This window comes from Streptococcus suis (assembly GCF_024509555.1).
GTDB classification, from domain to species: domain Bacteria; phylum Bacillota; class Bacilli; order Lactobacillales; family Streptococcaceae; genus Streptococcus; species Streptococcus suis_AD.
In genome coordinates, this window is record NZ_JAMWEL010000026.1 from 1 (window position 1) to 17,235 (window position 17,235).

At 45.8% G+C, this 17,235-nt stretch carries 10 protein-coding genes and 1 pseudogene; all 11 read left to right on the forward strand.

Features of this window, described 5'->3' with window-relative positions; genetic code table 11:
• The first annotated feature begins 473 nt into the window (after positions 1 to 473).
• Positions 474 to 1,757 carry a histidine--tRNA ligase gene (gene hisS, locus NF418_RS09360; RefSeq protein WP_256779411.1) on the forward strand — a complete coding sequence of 428 codons (1,284 nt, stop codon included), beginning with the start codon at positions 474 to 476 and terminating at the stop codon, positions 1,755 to 1,757.
• 1,125 nt (positions 1,758 to 2,882) lie between these two features.
• On the forward strand, positions 2,883 to 5,534 hold the full coding sequence (gene adhE / locus NF418_RS09365; RefSeq protein ID WP_256779412.1) for a bifunctional acetaldehyde-CoA/alcohol dehydrogenase: 2,652 nt from the start codon (positions 2,883 to 2,885) through the stop codon (positions 5,532 to 5,534).
• A gap of 396 nt (positions 5,535 to 5,930) precedes the next feature.
• A complete protein-coding gene (gene thrC / locus NF418_RS09370; RefSeq protein ID WP_256779413.1) occupies positions 5,931 to 7,415 on the forward strand; it encodes a threonine synthase in 1,485 nt (494 codons plus the stop codon).
• Positions 7,416 to 7,542: 127 nt separating this feature from the next.
• Positions 7,543 to 9,303: pseudogene (locus tag NF418_RS09380) on the forward strand (ABC transporter ATP-binding protein/permease).
• Entirely contained in the window at positions 9,296 to 10,957 is a 1,662-nt protein-coding gene (locus NF418_RS09385; RefSeq protein WP_256779417.1) for an amino acid ABC transporter ATP-binding/permease protein, read from the forward strand. The pseudogene NF418_RS09380 and the gene NF418_RS09385 overlap by 8 nt, the downstream one beginning before the upstream one ends.
• On the forward strand, positions 10,958 to 11,551 hold the full coding sequence (locus NF418_RS09390; protein ID WP_256779418.1) for an MptD family putative ECF transporter S component: 594 nt from the start codon (positions 10,958 to 10,960) through the stop codon (positions 11,549 to 11,551). It begins immediately after the preceding gene.
• Positions 11,548 to 12,213 carry an energy-coupling factor transporter transmembrane component T gene (locus NF418_RS09395; RefSeq protein ID WP_256779419.1) on the forward strand — a complete coding sequence of 222 codons (666 nt, stop codon included), beginning with the start codon at positions 11,548 to 11,550 and terminating at the stop codon, positions 12,211 to 12,213. The genes NF418_RS09390 and NF418_RS09395 overlap by 4 nt, the downstream gene beginning before the upstream one ends.
• On the forward strand, positions 12,171 to 13,607 hold the full coding sequence (locus NF418_RS09400; RefSeq protein ID WP_256779420.1) for an ABC transporter ATP-binding protein: 1,437 nt from the start codon (positions 12,171 to 12,173) through the stop codon (positions 13,605 to 13,607). The genes NF418_RS09395 and NF418_RS09400 overlap by 43 nt, the downstream gene beginning before the upstream one ends.
• Positions 13,604 to 14,878: an MATE family efflux transporter gene (locus NF418_RS09405; protein ID WP_256779421.1), complete on the forward strand. Its 1,275-nt coding sequence runs from the start codon at positions 13,604 to 13,606 to the stop codon at positions 14,876 to 14,878. The genes NF418_RS09400 and NF418_RS09405 overlap by 4 nt, the downstream gene beginning before the upstream one ends.
• A gap of 402 nt (positions 14,879 to 15,280) precedes the next feature.
• Complete coding sequence (gene mvk, locus NF418_RS09410) at positions 15,281 to 16,216, forward strand: mevalonate kinase (RefSeq protein ID WP_256779422.1); 936 nt, start codon at positions 15,281 to 15,283, stop codon at positions 16,214 to 16,216.
• Positions 16,209 to 17,234, forward strand: a complete 1,026-nt coding sequence (mvaD, locus tag NF418_RS09415) for a diphosphomevalonate decarboxylase (protein ID WP_256779423.1) — start codon at positions 16,209 to 16,211, stop codon at positions 17,232 to 17,234. Before mvk ends, mvaD begins: the two co-directional genes overlap by 8 nt.
• Position 17,235: the final 1 nt, after the last annotated feature.

Below are 17,235 nucleotides of genomic sequence, written 5' to 3' on the forward strand. Positions count from 1 at the left end.
ATTATCAACATTTTTAGTCAAAAAAAGAACTTAGTCTGAGACTAAATTCTGTTGATGTTATGCAGTTTTCTCAAAGTAACTTCTGGAAGGACGGGAACTAGAACTTACTTTGAGAATTTACCAAAATTTTGCCTCAAATGCTTCTAGCGAGCAGAATTTACCTAACTTTGCTAAAATAGTCAAAAAAATGCAAAAAATACTTGATAGCATATATATAGTGGTTGCAGGACAAGTTCCGATAATTCAAATATGAAGCAGAAACGGCTTTAGAAAACCTCCTCAATCTGAACTCCGAAGAAAAACTTGAGGTTGAGATAGAAGTGAGTGACTTGAATTTCCAGATTGTGGATAAGAAATAGTTTTTTAAAACGAGGCCCTGTCAGCAGACATGGCTTTTTGTCTGCTCTGCCATTTCCAAAAAAGACCAAAATATGATAAAATAAGGGGCAAGACTTAGAGAAGTGAGAAGACCTATGAAATTACAAAAACCAAAAGGAACGCAAGATCTACTACCACAGGATGCTACCAAGTGGCAGTATGTGGAAAACTTTACCCGCAGCATTTTCAAACAGTACAATTACGCTGAGATTCGCACACCGATCTTCGAGCATTACGAGGTCATCAGCCGTTCGGTTGGTGATACGACAGACATTGTGACCAAGGAGATGTACGATTTCTATGACAAGGGAGAGCGTCATATCACCCTCCGTCCAGAAGGTACGGCACCGGTTGTTCGTTCTTATGTAGAAAACAAGCTCTTTGCTCCAGAAGTGCAAAAGCCAGCTAAGTTCTATTATATGGGCCCAATGTTCCGCTACGAGCGTCCGCAGGCTGGTCGTCTACGCCAGTTCCATCAGATTGGTGTGGAGTGCTTTGGCTCTAGCAACCCAGCAACAGATGTGGAAACCATTGCTATGGCCTATCACTTCTTTGAAGAGTTGGGAATCAAGGACATTCGCCTCCACCTCAACAGTCTGGGCAATCCAGAGAGCCGTGCCGCTTATCGCCAGGCCTTGATTGACTACCTGACACCGCTCAAGGACCAGCTATCCAAGGATAGTCAGCGCCGTCTAGAAGAAAATCCTTTGCGTGTGTTGGATTCCAAGGAAAAAGAAGACAAGGTTGCTGTGGAAAACGCACCGTCTATCTTAGACTATCTGGATGAAGAAAGTACAACCCACTTTGAAGCGGTCAAGTCCATGTTGGACAGCCTAGGCATTGCTTACACCATCGACACCAACATGGTGCGTGGTCTGGACTACTACAACCACACTATTTTTGAGTTTATGACAGAGGTTGGTGGCAATGACCTGACTATCTGTGCCGGTGGACGTTATGACGGTTTGGTGACCTATTTCGGTGGTCCGGAAACACCAGCTTTTGGCTTTGGTATGGGGATTGAGCGCCTCATCCTAGTCCTTGAAAAGCAAGGCATTGAGCTCCCTCTCGACACCCAGTTAGATGTTTACATCGCGGTTTTGGGTCAGGAGGCCAATGGCGGAGCGCTAGAGTTGGTTCAAGCCATCCGCAAGCAAGGATTCCGAGCAGAACGTGACTATCTGGACCGCAAGCTCAAGGCCCAGTTTAAGTCAGCAGATGTCTTTGGAGCCAAAACCATTATTACCCTGGGTGGTAGCGAAATCGAATCTGGACAGGTTGTGGTTAAAAATAACCAGACAAGAAGTCAAGTTGACACAAGCTTGGAAGCACTCAAAACAGATTTTGCAAGTATTTTAGAAGAATTGGAGAAGCAGTAACTTATGGTGCTGCTTTTTTTTGTTAAACTATATTAAACTAAAAAGAAGTGACGAATAATCACTTCTTCATTAAATAGGGAGAACGAATAATGTATGAATGGATTGTCCGCTTGGAACAGCTCCAAATTGATAGAAAATACAACTTACCTTAATATCTAACTTCACCGCTTATGTATATATCAATATATTGTAAATTATATCAATAAATGATAGAATAATCAAGAAGTAAATTAAGATATTTACTAGAAAACGTTTTCTTGATAAAATAGTGGAAAAGAAGATGCTGAATCTGTAGTCTCAGTTCGGCACTTCCGTCAAGGGTTAGTATTTCAGTTACTCAACTTTGGTTTGTTTCAAAAGATTGTCAGTATTTCCTAAATAATATCCTTGATTAGCAAGGACCTAATTTGCAGAGAGGGAGCGGGAAAGAACTCGACTGGTCAAAAAAAGAGTTCGTCAACAATTTTTCGTTTTAAGTTGTTGAGCTGAAACAGTCTATTCCCAGACATCAATTTATGTGAGCTGACTGCCGTCAGCTTATATCTCCCACTTTAAAAGGTCTCCCGACCTTTTAAACTCCCACCTCCGCACAGCTCAAAAGGTTCAGTGAACCTTTTGAGGTTGGAAATAGAGCGAACTCTGTTCGCATCAGTTATAGGGGTCAGATTTGGAGTGTAAAACACGAACTGCTGAGATTTGCTTTGCAAATCTTATCTCATACCTTTAACAGTCTCCCATACTGTTAAAGCCAATCAACCACTGCACTGAGATGTTGACACGAACCCTGAGAAGGGAGATTGAGCTTTTTGCCCAGCCTCTACCAATAGGATTAACTGATTTATCAAAAAGCAGGGGAATTGCAAAGAGAGTATAAGTAGAAGAGAACTACTCTCGCTTCCGAACATTAGGAAATGGTGTTCGTATTTTTGTTCAGACTATGTAATATCTTAAACTTGAGTAGAAGGTCTTGGATAAGCAGGGATATGTGCATTTTAAAGAAAGAAAAGAAAATGTGAAAAAATTAACAATTTCTCTTTACAAATTTTCAAAAAAGTTGTAGAATAACATTGTGAAAAAGTTAACAAATAAAAGTTAACAAACAATAGAAATTTTGGAGGATTCCCAATGGCTGATAAAAAAGTTGTATCACCAGAAGAAAAATTAGCAGAAGCACGTGCTCATGTAGATGAGTTGGTTCAAAAAGGACTTGTTGCTCTTGAAGAGTTCCGTCTTCTAAATCAAGAACAAGTTGACTACATCGTTGCGAAAGCATCTGTTGCTGCACTAGATCAACATGGTGTCTTGGCCATGCACGCGCATGAAGAAACTGGTCGTGGTGTCTTTGAAGATAAGGCAACCAAAAACCTCTTTGCCTGCGAACACGTTGTTAACAACATGCGACATACCAAAACTGTAGGTGTCATTGGTGAAGACGAAGTAACCGGTTTGACCTTGATTGCTGAGCCAGTAGGTGTTATCTGTGGGGTGACGCCAACAACCAACCCTACTTCAACAGCAATTTTCAAAGCTCTGATTGCCTTGAAGACACGTAACCCTATCATCTTTGCCTTCCACCCATCTGCTCAAGAATCATCTGCTCACGCAGCGCGTATTGTCTATGAAGCAGCGGTTGCGGCAGGAGCTCCTGAAAACTGTGTGCAATGGATTACAAAACCATCTATGGAAGCAACTTCAGAGTTGATGAAGCATGATGGTATTGCAACCATTCTTGCGACAGGCGGTAACGCAATGGTACGTGCTGCATACTCTTGCGGTAAGCCAGCTCTTGGGGTAGGTGCAGGTAACGTACCAGCTTACATTGAAAAATCAGCCAACATTCGTCAAGCGGCTCATGACATTGTCATGTCTAAGTCATTTGATAACGGTATGGTCTGTGCATCTGAACAAGCAGTCATCGTAGACAAAGACATCTATGACGAATTTGTAGAAGAATTCAAGTCATACCATACTTACTTTGTTAATAAAAAAGAAAAAGCTCTTCTTGAAGAGTATTGCTTCGGGGTGAAAGCTAACAGCAAAAACTGTGCAGAAGGCAAATTGAACGCTGACATCGTTGGTAAACCAGCAGCATGGATTGCAGAGCAAGCTGGCTTCAAAGTGCCAGAAGGTACTAACATCTTGGCAGCGGAAGTATCTGAAATCGGCGAAAAAGAACCGTTGACACGTGAAAAATTGTCACCAGTTATCGCTGTCTTGAAAGTAGAAGGTCGTGAAGAAGGTCTGGAAGCAGCTCGTCAAATGGTTGAATTCCACGGTCTTGGACACTCAGCTGCTATCCACACAGCGGATGCAGATTTGGCAAAAGAGTTCGGTACGCGCGTGAAAGCTATCCGCGTTATCTGGAACTCACCATCAACCTTCGGTGGTATTGGTGATGTTTACAATGCCTTCCTTCCATCTCTTACTTTGGGATGTGGTTCTTATGGACGTAACTCAATCAGTGACAACGTAAGTGCCCTTAACTTGCTCAACATCAAGAAAGTAGGAAGACGGAGAAACAATATGCAATGGTTTAAAGTTCCATCAAAAATTTACTTTGAACGTGATTCAATTCAATACTTGCAAAAAATGCGTGGTGTAGAAAAAGTCATGATCGTTACCGACAAGGCTATGGAAAAACTTGGCTTTGTGCAACGTATCATTGAACAGCTCCACTTACGTAGCAACAAGGTGCTTTATACAGTCTTCTCAGATGTTGAGCCAGATCCAGACATCACAACTGTTGAACGTGGTGCTGCACTCATGAAAGATTTCGAGCCAGACACAATCATCGCTCTTGGTGGTGGTTCACCAATGGATGCTGCTAAGATTATGTGGATGTTCTACGAGCAACCAGAAATCGACTTCCGTGACCTTGTTCAAAAATTCATGGACATTCGCAAACGTGCCTTCAAATTCCCTTCATTGGGTGAAAAAGCTAAGTTTGTCGCTATCCCAACAACATCTGGTACCGGTTCTGAAGTTACACCATTTGCCGTAATTTCTGATAAGAAAAACAACCGTAAGTACCCAATCGCTGACTACGCTTTGACACCAACCGTGGCAATCGTTGACCCAGCTCTTGTTATGACTGTTCCAGACTTTGTAACAGCAGATACTGGTATGGACGTCTTGACCCACGCAACAGAAGCCTATGTATCAACCGTTGCCAATGACTATACAGACGGTTTGGCTCTTCAAGCTATCAAGTTGGTCTTTGAAAACCTTGAAAAATCTGTTAAAGAAGCAGATTGGGAAGCACGTGAGAAAATGCACAATGCTTCTACCATTGCAGGTATGGCCTTTGCCAACGCCTTCTTAGGTATTTCACACTCAATGGCTCATAAGATTGGTGGACGTTTCCACACAGTTCACGGTCGTACGAACGCGATCTTGCTTCCATACGTTATCCGCTACAACGGTACTCGTCCAGCTAAGACAGCGACATGGCCAAAATACAACTACTACAAAGCGGATGAGAAGTACCAAGACATTGCTCGTATGCTCGGTCTTCCATGCTCAACACCAGAAGAAGCAGTTGCTGCTTACGCACAAGCTGTCTACGATTTAGGTGAACGCATCGGTATCCAGATGAACTTGAAAGCTCAAGGTGTTGATGAGAAAGAACTCAAAGAATATTCTCGTGAATTGGCCCTTCTAGCTTACGAAGACCAATGTACACCTGCTAACCCACGTCTCGCAATGGTTGACCATATGCAAGAGATTATTGAGGATGCGTATTACGGCTACAAAGAACGTCCAGGCCGCATCAAGTAAGGATTTTCGTCACGATACATCGTTAAAGCTCCTTGCCTAACTTCAGTTATGCCCGCGTCGCTTTGCCTTGTCTCGTTTAGAAAATCATTCCTTGATGGTTTGAGATATCTTCGTTGTTTCGCCTAAATATATTGGCGAGAATTACTTTCAAAATGAACGTACAAGTTTTGGTTGCACAAATCATTCCTTTCTAGTTAGTGTCGTCAAGAAAATAGACTAGCCTCCAAAACTTTCTCAAACACCAGTTTACGTGCAGTAGGCTGGTGTTTTGATATTTTGAAGGTAAGAGCCCAAACCGGCCTAGCGTTCGTTTTTTTGGTTTATCTTGCCAATTTTCTGTCAATTTAGGTGGGTTTTATGGTAGAATAGAAAAAATAGATTTTTACGAGGGATACCATGACATTAGTTTATCAATCAACACGCGATGCGCAAAATACGGTTTCAGCTAGTCAGGCCATTTTGCAGGGCTTGGCGACTGACGGTGGCTTGTTCACACCGATTTCGATTCCAGCTGTAGATTTGGATTTTTCTGTTCTCAAAGACGCTTCTTATCAAGAAGTTGCTAAACTGATTTTGTCAGCTTTCTTGGATGATTTCACGGCAGATGAGTTGGACTACTGTATCAATAACGCCTACGACAGCAAGTTTGACACGCCAGTTATTGCCCCAGTGGTTAAGCTCAATGGTCAGTACAACTTGGAGCTTTTCCGTGGGTCAACTATTGCCTTTAAGGATATGGCTCTGTCTATCCTGCCTTACTTGATGACGACTGCGGCGAAAAAGCACGGTTTGGAAAACGAGATTGTTATCTTGACAGCGACTTCAGGCGATACAGGCAAGGCGGCTATGGCTGGCTTTGCGGATGTCCCAGGCACACAAATCATTGTCTTCTATCCACGCGACGGTGTGTCTAAGGTTCAGGAATTGCAGATGACCACGCAGACAGGGGCTAATACGCACGTGGTGGCTATTGATGGTAACTTTGACGACGCCCAGACAAATGTCAAACACATGTTCAACGATAAGGCACTCCGTGCCAAGTTGGCGGCTAAGAAACTCCAGTTTTCATCTGCCAACTCTATGAACATCGGCCGCTTGGTACCACAGATTGTTTACTATGTCTATGCCTACGCTCAGCTGGTCAAAACTGGTGAGATTGCGTCGGGCGACAAGGTCAACTTCACTGTTCCAACAGGAAACTTTGGAAACATCTTGGCGGCTTATTACGCCAAACAGATCGGTCTGCCAGTTGGCAAGCTCATCTGTGCTTCCAACGATAACAACGTTTTGACCGACTTCTTCTCGACAGGCGTTTACAACAAGAACCGTACCTTCCGCGTGACGACTAGTCCGTCCATGGACATCTTGGTGTCTTCTAACTTGGAGCGCTTGATTTTCCACCTCTTTGGCAATGATGCTGCAAAAACAGCTGAGCTGATGGAAGCCTTGAACACGGCTGGTCAGTATGACATTCAAGGGGCTGACGCGGACATCCTCTCTCTCTTTGCTGCCGCCTTTGCGACAGAAGAAGAAACATCTGCGGAAATCAAGCGTGTCTATGACGAGTCAAACTACATTGAAGATCCACATACGGCTGTTGCCTCAGCTGTCTATAAACAGTATGTGGAGCAAACAGGGGACCAGACTCCTACAGTGATTGCATCAACTGCTAGTCCTTACAAGTTCCCTGTAGTTGCGGTTGAGGCTGTGACAGGCCAGTCAGGTTTGTCTGACTTTGAAGCCCTTGCAAAATTGCATGAGATTTCAGGTGTAGCCTTGCCACCAGCTGTGGACGGCTTGGAAACGGCACCTGTCCGCCACACTACCGTCGTTGCGGCTGCCGATATGCAGGTTGAAGTAGAACGTTACTTGGGCGTTTAATCTATACATGATTGCTAACAAACTGTTCAGCTGAACAGTTTGTTTTCTTTGCAATGTTTAAATTAAAATTTACAGACAATTCAAAGAATGGTATACTAGATGTAAATACTTGTAGATGAGGTAGCTTATGGCACAAGAGCAGGAGAAAATCTCCAGAGAAAAGAAAAAAGCCCTCTTGAAGCGGTTGAAAGAGCGGATTAAACCAAAGATGAAGCTGGTTTATTTGGCAGCCTTTCTATCCTGGGTGTAATTTTTGATGCGGATTATTTCCTTCTACCTGATCGCTAAGGGCTTTGTGACCTACTATGAGGGTGGTCAGGTTGACCTAGTACGCTTCGTCCTCATCTTGCTGGGGCTCAATGCCTTTGGCTATGGTGTGGCTTTGATTGCCAAGCGTTTGCAGGGCTTGGGCTCCCAGTTTGCACGGGATTCACTCAAGCAGTCTTTCTTTGAGGCACTTTTGGCCAAGGACGGTCAGTTTGAGTCAAAAGCGACAGCAGCGGATGTCTTTAATATCGCTTCACAGGGGATTGATAGCCTGGATACCTACTATTCTTACTACATGGCTTCTTCCTTGCGGACCCAGTTTAACTGTGCGACGGTTCTCTTGCTGGTTTTTCTGATTTTCCCGCTGGGTGCGTTCATTTTCATCTTGGCCTTGCCCCTAATTCCCATTTCCATTATCGCTATGCAGAAGCGGTCCAAGCGGATCATGAATCGCTATTGGGGCTCCTATATGGATGTGGGCAATCTCTTCCTAGATGACCTCAAGGGCCTCAACACCCTCTATTCCTATCAGGCGGACGCGACTTATGAGAAAACCTACAATGAGCAGGCCGAGGACTTCCGCGATGCGACCATGGAGCTACTCAGCTTTCAGCTGCAAGCGGTGGGCTACATGGATGCGGTCATGTATCTGGGGATTGGTCTGTCTGGTTTTGTGGCGGTCAATAGCCTAGCTGCAGGCAATTTGTCCCTCTTTAGTATGCTCTTCTTTGTCCTCATTGCGACGGAGTTTTTTGCACCCATACGGGAGCAGGGCTACGGTATGCACTTGGTGATGATGAATACCAAGATGGCGGATCGCATCTTTGGTTTCTTGGACAGTATGACAGCGGAGCAGGAAATCGATTCTGTCCATGTGCCTGCTTTTGACAGTCTAAAACTAGAAGATCTGGCCTTTGCCTACGGAGAAAAGCCGGTCTTGAAAGATATTTCCATGACCATGACAGCTGGAAAGGTCTATGCCTTGGCGGGCGAGTCAGGGCAGGGGAAAACGACCTTGGCCCAGCTGCTCTTGGGACGCTTGCGGGCGGATAAGGGAGCTATTTACTTGGGTGAGCAGGAGATTTCTTCTGTCAGCCAGTTGTCTTTGAATGAGCAGGTCCTCTATGTGTCGGGCCAGTCAACTTTGCTTAACCAGTCAATCTATGAAAATTTACGCATGGCTTGTGATTGGTCCAAGGAGGACATCTTGGCTTGGGCAGATCAGCATGGGGTCTTGCAGTTTGTCAAGAATTTGCCAGACGGGTTGGACACGATTGTGGGCGATGACGGTGCTTTCTTGTCGCCTGGTCAACGCCAGCAGGTTATCTGTGCCCGTGCGGTCTTGGCTAAACGCTCCCTTTGTATCTTTGACGAGGTGACGTCCAGCGTCGATCAGGACAATGAAGGCTTGATTTACGACCTCATTGACTTGGTGGCCAAGGATGCGATTGTCATCATCATTACCCATAAGATGAAGCAGGTGGAGCAGGCAGATGATATTCTCTTCTTGTCTGCTGAAGGAGCTGTGACAGGCAACCATGCCACGCTTTATCAGACTAGCCTGGCTTATGGTCAGCTGGTTGATCAACAAAGAGAATTGGAGGAAGCGGTTTATGGATAAGAAAGAAATGCCAACAAGTGTGCTGATTCCGAGACTCTTGGGCTCGATGAAACACCTCTTGCCACGGATTGCGGTGGCGGTTTGCTTTGCGGTCTTGGGACAGGTGGTAACCATTGCTATTCCAGTTACGCTGGTCTATCTGGCTTTTGATGCCCTTACTGGCAATCCTGCTCCGCTATGGACCTTGGGAATCCTCATTCTCCTAGCTCTTTTACGTGGTGCCTTTCGCTATGGTGAGCACTACTTCGGTCATTATGTGGCCTTTCATACGTTGGCTGCCTATCGTCGTTTGATTTTTGCGAAATTGCGGGCCTTGGCTCCTGGGAAACTAGACCGGCAGGACAGCGGTAGCCTGCTGAAGATGATTGGGGAGGATATTGAGGCCTTGGAGGTTTTCTTTGCCCATACTATTGCACCCATTTGTACAGGGATTCTGGTGGCTCTTGGTTTGACAGTCTATTTCGGTATATCCAGCTGGGGTTTGGCTTTGCTGGCTCTGGTGACCTATGCTCTGTTGGCTATTGCTATTCCAAATCAGTTTGCCAAGCAGCTGCAGCCCTTGCTCAAGGAGCAAAATGCTAGTCGCAAGGGCTATGTGTCCTACTTTATTGAAAGTCTCAAGAGCATGAAGGACCTCATGCAGTTCCAGCAGACAGATGCTCGTTTTGCCAAGCTGACGCAGAAAAGCCAAGAGGTCAATGGTCAGGAGCGAAAGGTCGCTCAAACTAACTTCATGCAGTATGCCGTTTCCTTCCTAGTGGTTGGTTTGTCTATCATGGGCTTTGCCTGGCTGACCTTCGACTTGGTGGGCAGTCAGAATTTGGATTTAGCGACTGGTGTGGCTCTGCTGGTTTCTTTCACTAGCTCCTTCGCTCCCTTCTTAGAACTCAGCCGTCTGCCGCTTGGTTTTAAGCGGGCTATGAATGCTGGTCGCAATATCTATGCTCTTTTGGATGAAAAAGAAGCAGAGCGGACAGGTGACTTGGTCGAGGTCAGCGTGACAGACATTGCTATTGAGCAACTGGACTTCGACTATGATGACCGAGAAACAGGGCTTTACCGCAACCTGTCTGTCCAGTTTGAACAGGGGGGGATTATTGGCTTGGTCGGTGAGTCCGGTGCAGGAAAATCCACCTTAATGAAATTAATCATGCGGTGGTATGATTGGCAGCAAGGCCAAATCCGCCTGTCTGGCTTGGATAGTCGGCAGGTAGATAAGGCTCATTTACAAGGATCCTTTGCCTATGTACCACAGGTACCACAAATCTTCCGCCAGACCATTCGGGAAAATCTCCTCTTGGGTCGGACAGATGTGTCGGACGAAACCATCATGGACTTGGCAGAAAAATGCCACATGAAAGAACGGATTTTGGCAGCACCGCAGGGCTTGGATACGCTTGTGGAAGCCAGTGACTTTTCAGCAGGAGAAGGGCAACGTTTGGAACTCATGCGGGCCCTGCTCAAAAACGCGGACTGCTATATCTTTGATGAGCCAACTAGTAACCTAGATTCGCTCAATGAAGCCCGCTTTATCCAACTGGTTAAGGAACACTGTCAGGGTATGGTCTTCTTGATTTCTCATAGAAGCTCGACCATGGCTTGTGCGGATGTCATTTTCCGCTTGGAAGACGGACAATTAGTAAAGGAAAAATAAATGAAGAAATTACAAGTAAAAGATCTGATGGTAACAGGGGCTTTTGCTGCCCTCTACTTTGTTTGTGTTGGTCTAGGAACCTTGTTGAGCTTGGTTTTTGATCGTTCGGGTAATATGATGTATGCACCTGCTGGAGCAGCCCTTTTGGCTGGTCCAGTCTATATGCTCTTGATTGCCAAGGTTGGCAAGTTTGGCTCCATTAGTTTGGTTGGTGCGGTCATGGCCTGCTTCTTTTTTCTGTCAGGTTATATGACAGTGGCCTTTCTGCCTAGCTTGACCTTTGGTCTGCTGGGAGATTGGGTGGCCAAGCTCGGTGCTTATAAGAACAAATGGAGTAATCTCCTCAGCTTTGTGGTCTTCTCTTTTGGCAACCTGGGGCCGATTATCCTCATGTGGCTGATGCGAGATGCCTATGAAGCTAGTCTATTGGCTCGTGGTAAATCAGCAGAGTATGTGGCTCGTGTCATGCTGGACTTTACACCTGCCAATGTTATCTGGTTATCCTTTACCATTATCCTGGCAGCTAGTCTGAGTGGCCTTTTTGGACAATACATGGTCAAACGCTATTTTGACCGTTCAGGTTTGGTCGGATGAAACTCGATGCACGCAGTAAAATTCTCTTGGTCGTCTTCACCAGTTTTACCTATGGTATGCGGCTGAGCGGACTAGAAAATGCAGTCTTGGTCTCTGGACTGAGCCTGCTTTTCTGGTTTTCTGGCAAGCCTAGGATGACGGTTGTCGGACTTCTTGGCTACGGATTCTTTTTAGGGCTATCCTACTGGTCAATCCTTCCTGCTTGGTTGACACACTTGTTTGTTGTGATAGGCTACATTTGGCCACCGCTTCTGGCAGGGCATTTGCTTCTTATGACCACCAGCAGCTATGACCTTATTCATGGCCTGCGGAAATGGCGGTTGCCTGAAACCTTCCTTTTGACCTTAGGTGTCATGTTTCGCTTTTTGCCAGCCATTAAATCGGACGCCAGACATATCCAGGCTTCCTTGAAGGTCAGAGGAATATTTCTCAGCAGATGGGCTTTGTTTGTCCAACCGCTACGCTATCTAGAATACTTTTTAGTTCCCCTTATGCTTTCTCTTTTGGCAACCGCCCAAGATTTGACGGTGGCAACCTTGACCAAGGGGATTGCTATGGACGGACGTCCCAGTGAATTTGTCAAGTCGCGTTGGACTTGGCTAGATTGGAGTCTTTGCCTATGTTGTCTGGTCTTTCTTCTATGGACACGGCTATCACGATAAAACATCTCCAAGTGACCTATGTAGGTGCGGACAAGCCAGCTTTGCAGATTGCAGACTTGACTATTCCAGCAGGGCAGTGTGTGGTCCTTTGTGGTCCCAGTGGCTCTGGTAAGTCTAGCCTACTCAAGTTACTGAACGGGCTCATTACAGAATATTATCCTGCCCAGGTTCAAGGACAGGTGCAGATTGGGGAGCAGGAAATCAGACAAGCCAGCGTGGAGGACCTGTCCTATCAAGTAGCCTCTGTCTTTCAAAATCCAGCTACCCAGTTTTTCCATACCCAAGTCCTACATGAGCTGGTCTTTCCCTGTGAAAATCAGGGACTTTCTACGGAAGAGATTGCAGCTCGCTTGCAGGAGGTCAATAGTCTCTTTCGACTAGAATCCTTCTATGACAAGCCAATTTTTCAGCTGTCAGGTGGTCAGAAGCAGTTGATCGCTCTGGCAACGGCGACCATGCAGGGCAGTCCCATCTTGCTCTTGGACGAGCCAACGGCCAATCTGGATCAGGAGGCAGTTCACAAGGTCCGAGAAGCCCTGCATAAACTGAAAAAAGAAGGCAAGACCATTATCATCGCCGATCACCTCTTGGCCTATCTGAGCGACTTGGCAGACCGCTACCTCTACTTTCAGGAGGGGCAGCTGGTAGCAGACTATCCAGCCGGAGACTTCCTGCGTCGGACAGAAGAGTGCCGTCAGGACATGGGCTTGCGGTGCTACGATGCTGAGCCTTATCGGCGGGCAATAGCAGAGCAGGCCAGTCAGTTTGTGTCTGACCAAGAAGGCTTGTCTGTTTCTAACTTATCAGTTAGTCCAGCTGGCAAATTTCTCTATCAGGTAGAGCAGCTCTGTCTGGCACCAGGGCAGGTAGTGGGTCTAGTTGGCCCAAACGGCTCTGGCAAAACCAGTCTGGCCAACTATCTGGTGGGACTGGCAGAAGATAAGAAGGCCAGCATTTCTTGGCAGGGGCAAGAACTACCAGGCCGCAAGCGTTTGGAAAAAACAGCCTTTGTCATGCAGGATGTCCACCTGCAACTCTTTGCGGAAAAGGTCCGCAGGGAATTGACCTTGGGGCAGAAAGGCAAGCAACTCGATGAGGAGTTAATCAGCCGTTTTCGCTTGGCGGATTTGCTGGACAGACACCCAGTCAGCTTGTCTGGCGGTGAGCAGCAACGTGTGATGATAGTAGCTAGCTTATTGGCGGATAAGGATATCCTCATCTTTGATGAGCCTTCTAGCGGATTAGATCTGGCTCAGATGAAGGAACTGGCTAGGGTACTGGCCTTGTTGAAAAAAGAAAAGAAGCTAGTGCTCTTAATCTCGCATGATGAGGAGCTCTTGGCGACGGTCTGTGATAAAATAATCGATATTAAACAATTAACAAAGGGATTATGAACAAGCATACAAAAGAATTACTCAGGATTGCCCTGCCTGCTATGGCTGAAAATATTCTCCAAATGCTGATGGGGATGGTGGATTCTTATCTAGTGGCTAGTCTTGGACTCGTAGCCTTGTCTGGTGTGTCCTTGGCTAACAATATCTTGGCAGTTTATCAGGCTATATTTATTGCACTAGCGGCAGCCATTTCTGCTCGTTTGGCTCAGATGTTGGGACAGGGGAGGACTGAGAAGGTGGGCTATATTGCTAGCGAGGGATTGAAAATAACGCTTTTTGTTAGTTTAGTTCTTGGAGGGATAGCCCTATTATCAGGCCCCAATTTGCTTACAAGTTTGGGAGCTGAAGTGGTTGTTGCACAAGCGGGAGGTCTCTATCTGATTTTGGTTGGTGGCGGAATTCTTTTTCTCGGCTTGATGATGAGCTTAGGTGCGATCTTACGAACCTTGGGTCAACCCCAATTACCTATGTATATCAGCCTTCTGTCCAATCTGTTGAATGTTCTTTTTTCGGCTTTTGCGGTCTTCGTTCTCCATGCTGGCGTGGCAGGAGTTGCTCTCGGAACTGTTTTGTCGCGATTGATAGGTTGTTTATTGCTTTGGGCAAAACTAGCCATTCCATTTGAAAAATGGACCTGGTCTTGGGATGTAGAACTCATTCGACTTGCCTTACCAACGACTGGGGAGCGCTTGATGATGCGGGCTGGAGATGTGGTGGTTGTCGCTTTGATTACTGGTTTAGGTACAGCAGTTGTAGCAGGCAATGCCATTGGGGAAACCTTGACTCAGTTTAACTATATGCCGGCTTTAGGGATTGCTACCGCGACAATCATCCTTACAGCGAAACACAGACAGGATAAGGCTATGGTTCGACATATTTTTCGAACAAGCTTTGGCCTTTCTGTGCTGTTTATGTTTTTGGTGGCTGGTGTGACTTATTTTGCGGGGCCTTTCCTAATCGATCTTTATACTAAGGATATTCAAGCAGTACAAGCTAGTCAAACAGTATTATTTTATGCCATGTTGGGAGTTCCCTTTACAGCTGGCACTCTTATTATGACAGCTCTTTGGCAAGGTTTGGGAAATGCTAGATTACCCTTTTATGCCACAACTATCGGTATGTGGCTAGTGCGGATTGGCATAGCTTATTTACTTGTCACATTTTTTAAAATCGGCTTGTCAGCCATTTGGATTGCAACGATTTTAGATAATGCCTTCCGGGCAGGGGTGCTATTTTTTCAGTATAGGTATTCAAAACAAGAATCAATTTAAGATAATGCTAAGGAAACTTTCAGTTTCTTTTAAGTTAGTAGCGATATACTATATTCAAGCTAGAAATAGCAAACAACTTTTCTTTTTCATATAATCTCCTAGAGAACAGTCGACCGCGGTCGGCTGTTTTCGTGTTAAGTTTTAAGAAAATAAGTATGAAAAATTGCTTTAGAAAAATCTAAGAAAACTTTCAGTTTTGCTTAAGTTTGTTCTTGTATACTATATCCAAGCTAGAAATAGCGAATTTCTTTTCACCTAAAGGTGTCCCTATCTCTAAGTCGCAAGCGACAAAGAGCTAGGTATCATATAATCTCCAGAGAACAGTCGACTGCGGTCGGCTGTTTTCGTCTATTATTCTTATGAAAAATGGTATAATAGTTGTGATTGTATAAGGAGAAGAATATGTCAGTAGTAGGAAGAGCAAATGGAAAAATCATTTTGATGGGTGAGCATGCGGTTGTCTATGGTCAGCCAGCAATTGCTATGCCTTTTTCTGCTGTTGAAATTACCGCTCAGGTAAGGGCGCAAGGTCAGGCTTTGAGTGTGGCTTGTGACTTTTACGAAGGCTTGGTTCACAAGATGCCAAAAATCTGGGAAAGCCTCAAGCATGCCATTCGCTTTTCCCTCTACCGTATCGGTGCCCCGACAGATCCGGCTATTCACATCGAAATCAGCTCCACCATTCCCGCCGAGCGAGGCATGGGGTCCAGTGCTGCGGTGGCAGTAGCCGTTGCCCGCGCCCTCTTTGCCTACTATGAAAAAGACCTGACCGACGGCGAACTCTGGGACATTGTACAGTCTTCGGAAAAAATTGCTCACGGTAATCCCTCGGGCATTGATGCGGCGACCACCAGCGGCAAGTCACCTGTCTTTTTTATCAAGCACCAGCCAATCGAACCTTTTGAGCTGAAACTCCATGCCCATTTGGTAGTGGCTGACACAGGTGTGACGGGAAATACCCTAGAAGCCATTTCAGACGTGGCGGCTTTATTGGAGAAAAAGCCAGAGGCTATCAAGCTAGTAGAAGAACTGGGTACCTTGACCCGACAGGCCAAGGAAGATTTAGCCACAGACCAGGCAGAGCTTCTAGGTAGCAGAATGAACCAAGCTCATGCCCTCCTGCAAAAATTAGGCGTGTCTGATCCTAGCCTGGATAAGCTCGTCAGCCTTGCCCAAGAAAATGGAGCCCTCGGAGCCAAATTAACCGGTGGTGGACGAGGCGGTTGCATGATTGCCCTGGCAAGAACAGCCCAAGATGCCCAAGTTCTTGCCCAAGTTCTTGCCCAAGCAGGTGCCCGCCAAACCTGGATACAGTACTTAGGAGAAATCAATGACTAAACAAATAGGCATAGCCCGTGCCCATACCAATATTGCCTTGATTAAATACTGGGGAAAACGCGATAAGGAATTATTCTTACCTATGAATTCCAGTTTATCCCTGACCCTTGACGCATTTTATACGGATACCAAGGTCGTTTTTGACCCAGAATTAACTGCCGATGAGTTCTATCTCAACGGAATGCTACAAAAAGAAAAAGAAATTTTAAAAATTTCTCGATTTTTGGATTTGTTTTGCGAATATATAGGTGAAAGGGTGTTTGCCCGAGTGGAAAGTCTAAATTTTGTTCCGACTGCAGCTGGTTTGGCCAGCTCCGCATCAGCCTTCGCAGCACTTGCTCTGGCAACAGCGACAGCCTTGGATTTAGATTTGTCACCTGCCACCCTATCAACCCTTGCTCGCAGGGGCTCTGGCTCTAGCACCCGTAGCCTATTCGGTGGATTTGTTGAGTGGGATATGGGAACTGGTTCGGAAGATTCTATGGCTCATCCCATTGACGATGCCGATTGGGATATTGCTATGATTGTCTTAGCCGTCAATACAGGACCCAAAAAGATTGCCAGTCGAGAGGGAATGGACCACACAGTTGCCACTTCACCATTTTACACAGCCTGGGTAGAAACCGCCAAACAAGACTTGGCGGACATCAAGGCAGCTATTGTTAGCCGTGATTTTGAAAAACTTGGTCAAATCACAGAACACAATGGTATGAAGATGCATGCAACAACGCTCTCAGCCAATCCTCCTTTTACCTACTGGTCAGCTGATAGTCTGGTGGCCCAAGAGGCTGTCCGTCAGGTTCGTGAAGCCACTGGCTTATCAGCCTACATGACCATGGATGCAGGACCGAATGTCAAGGTCCTCTGCCGAGCAAGTCAAATGGATGAGCTAGTAGCTGAATTGGCCAAAGTCTTCCCAAGGGAGAAAATCATCACCAGCAAGCCTGGTCCTGCCGCTTATGTTCTCAGCGAAGACGAGTGGCAGACCTCACAAGTAGCATTTGAAAAGGGAATCTAGC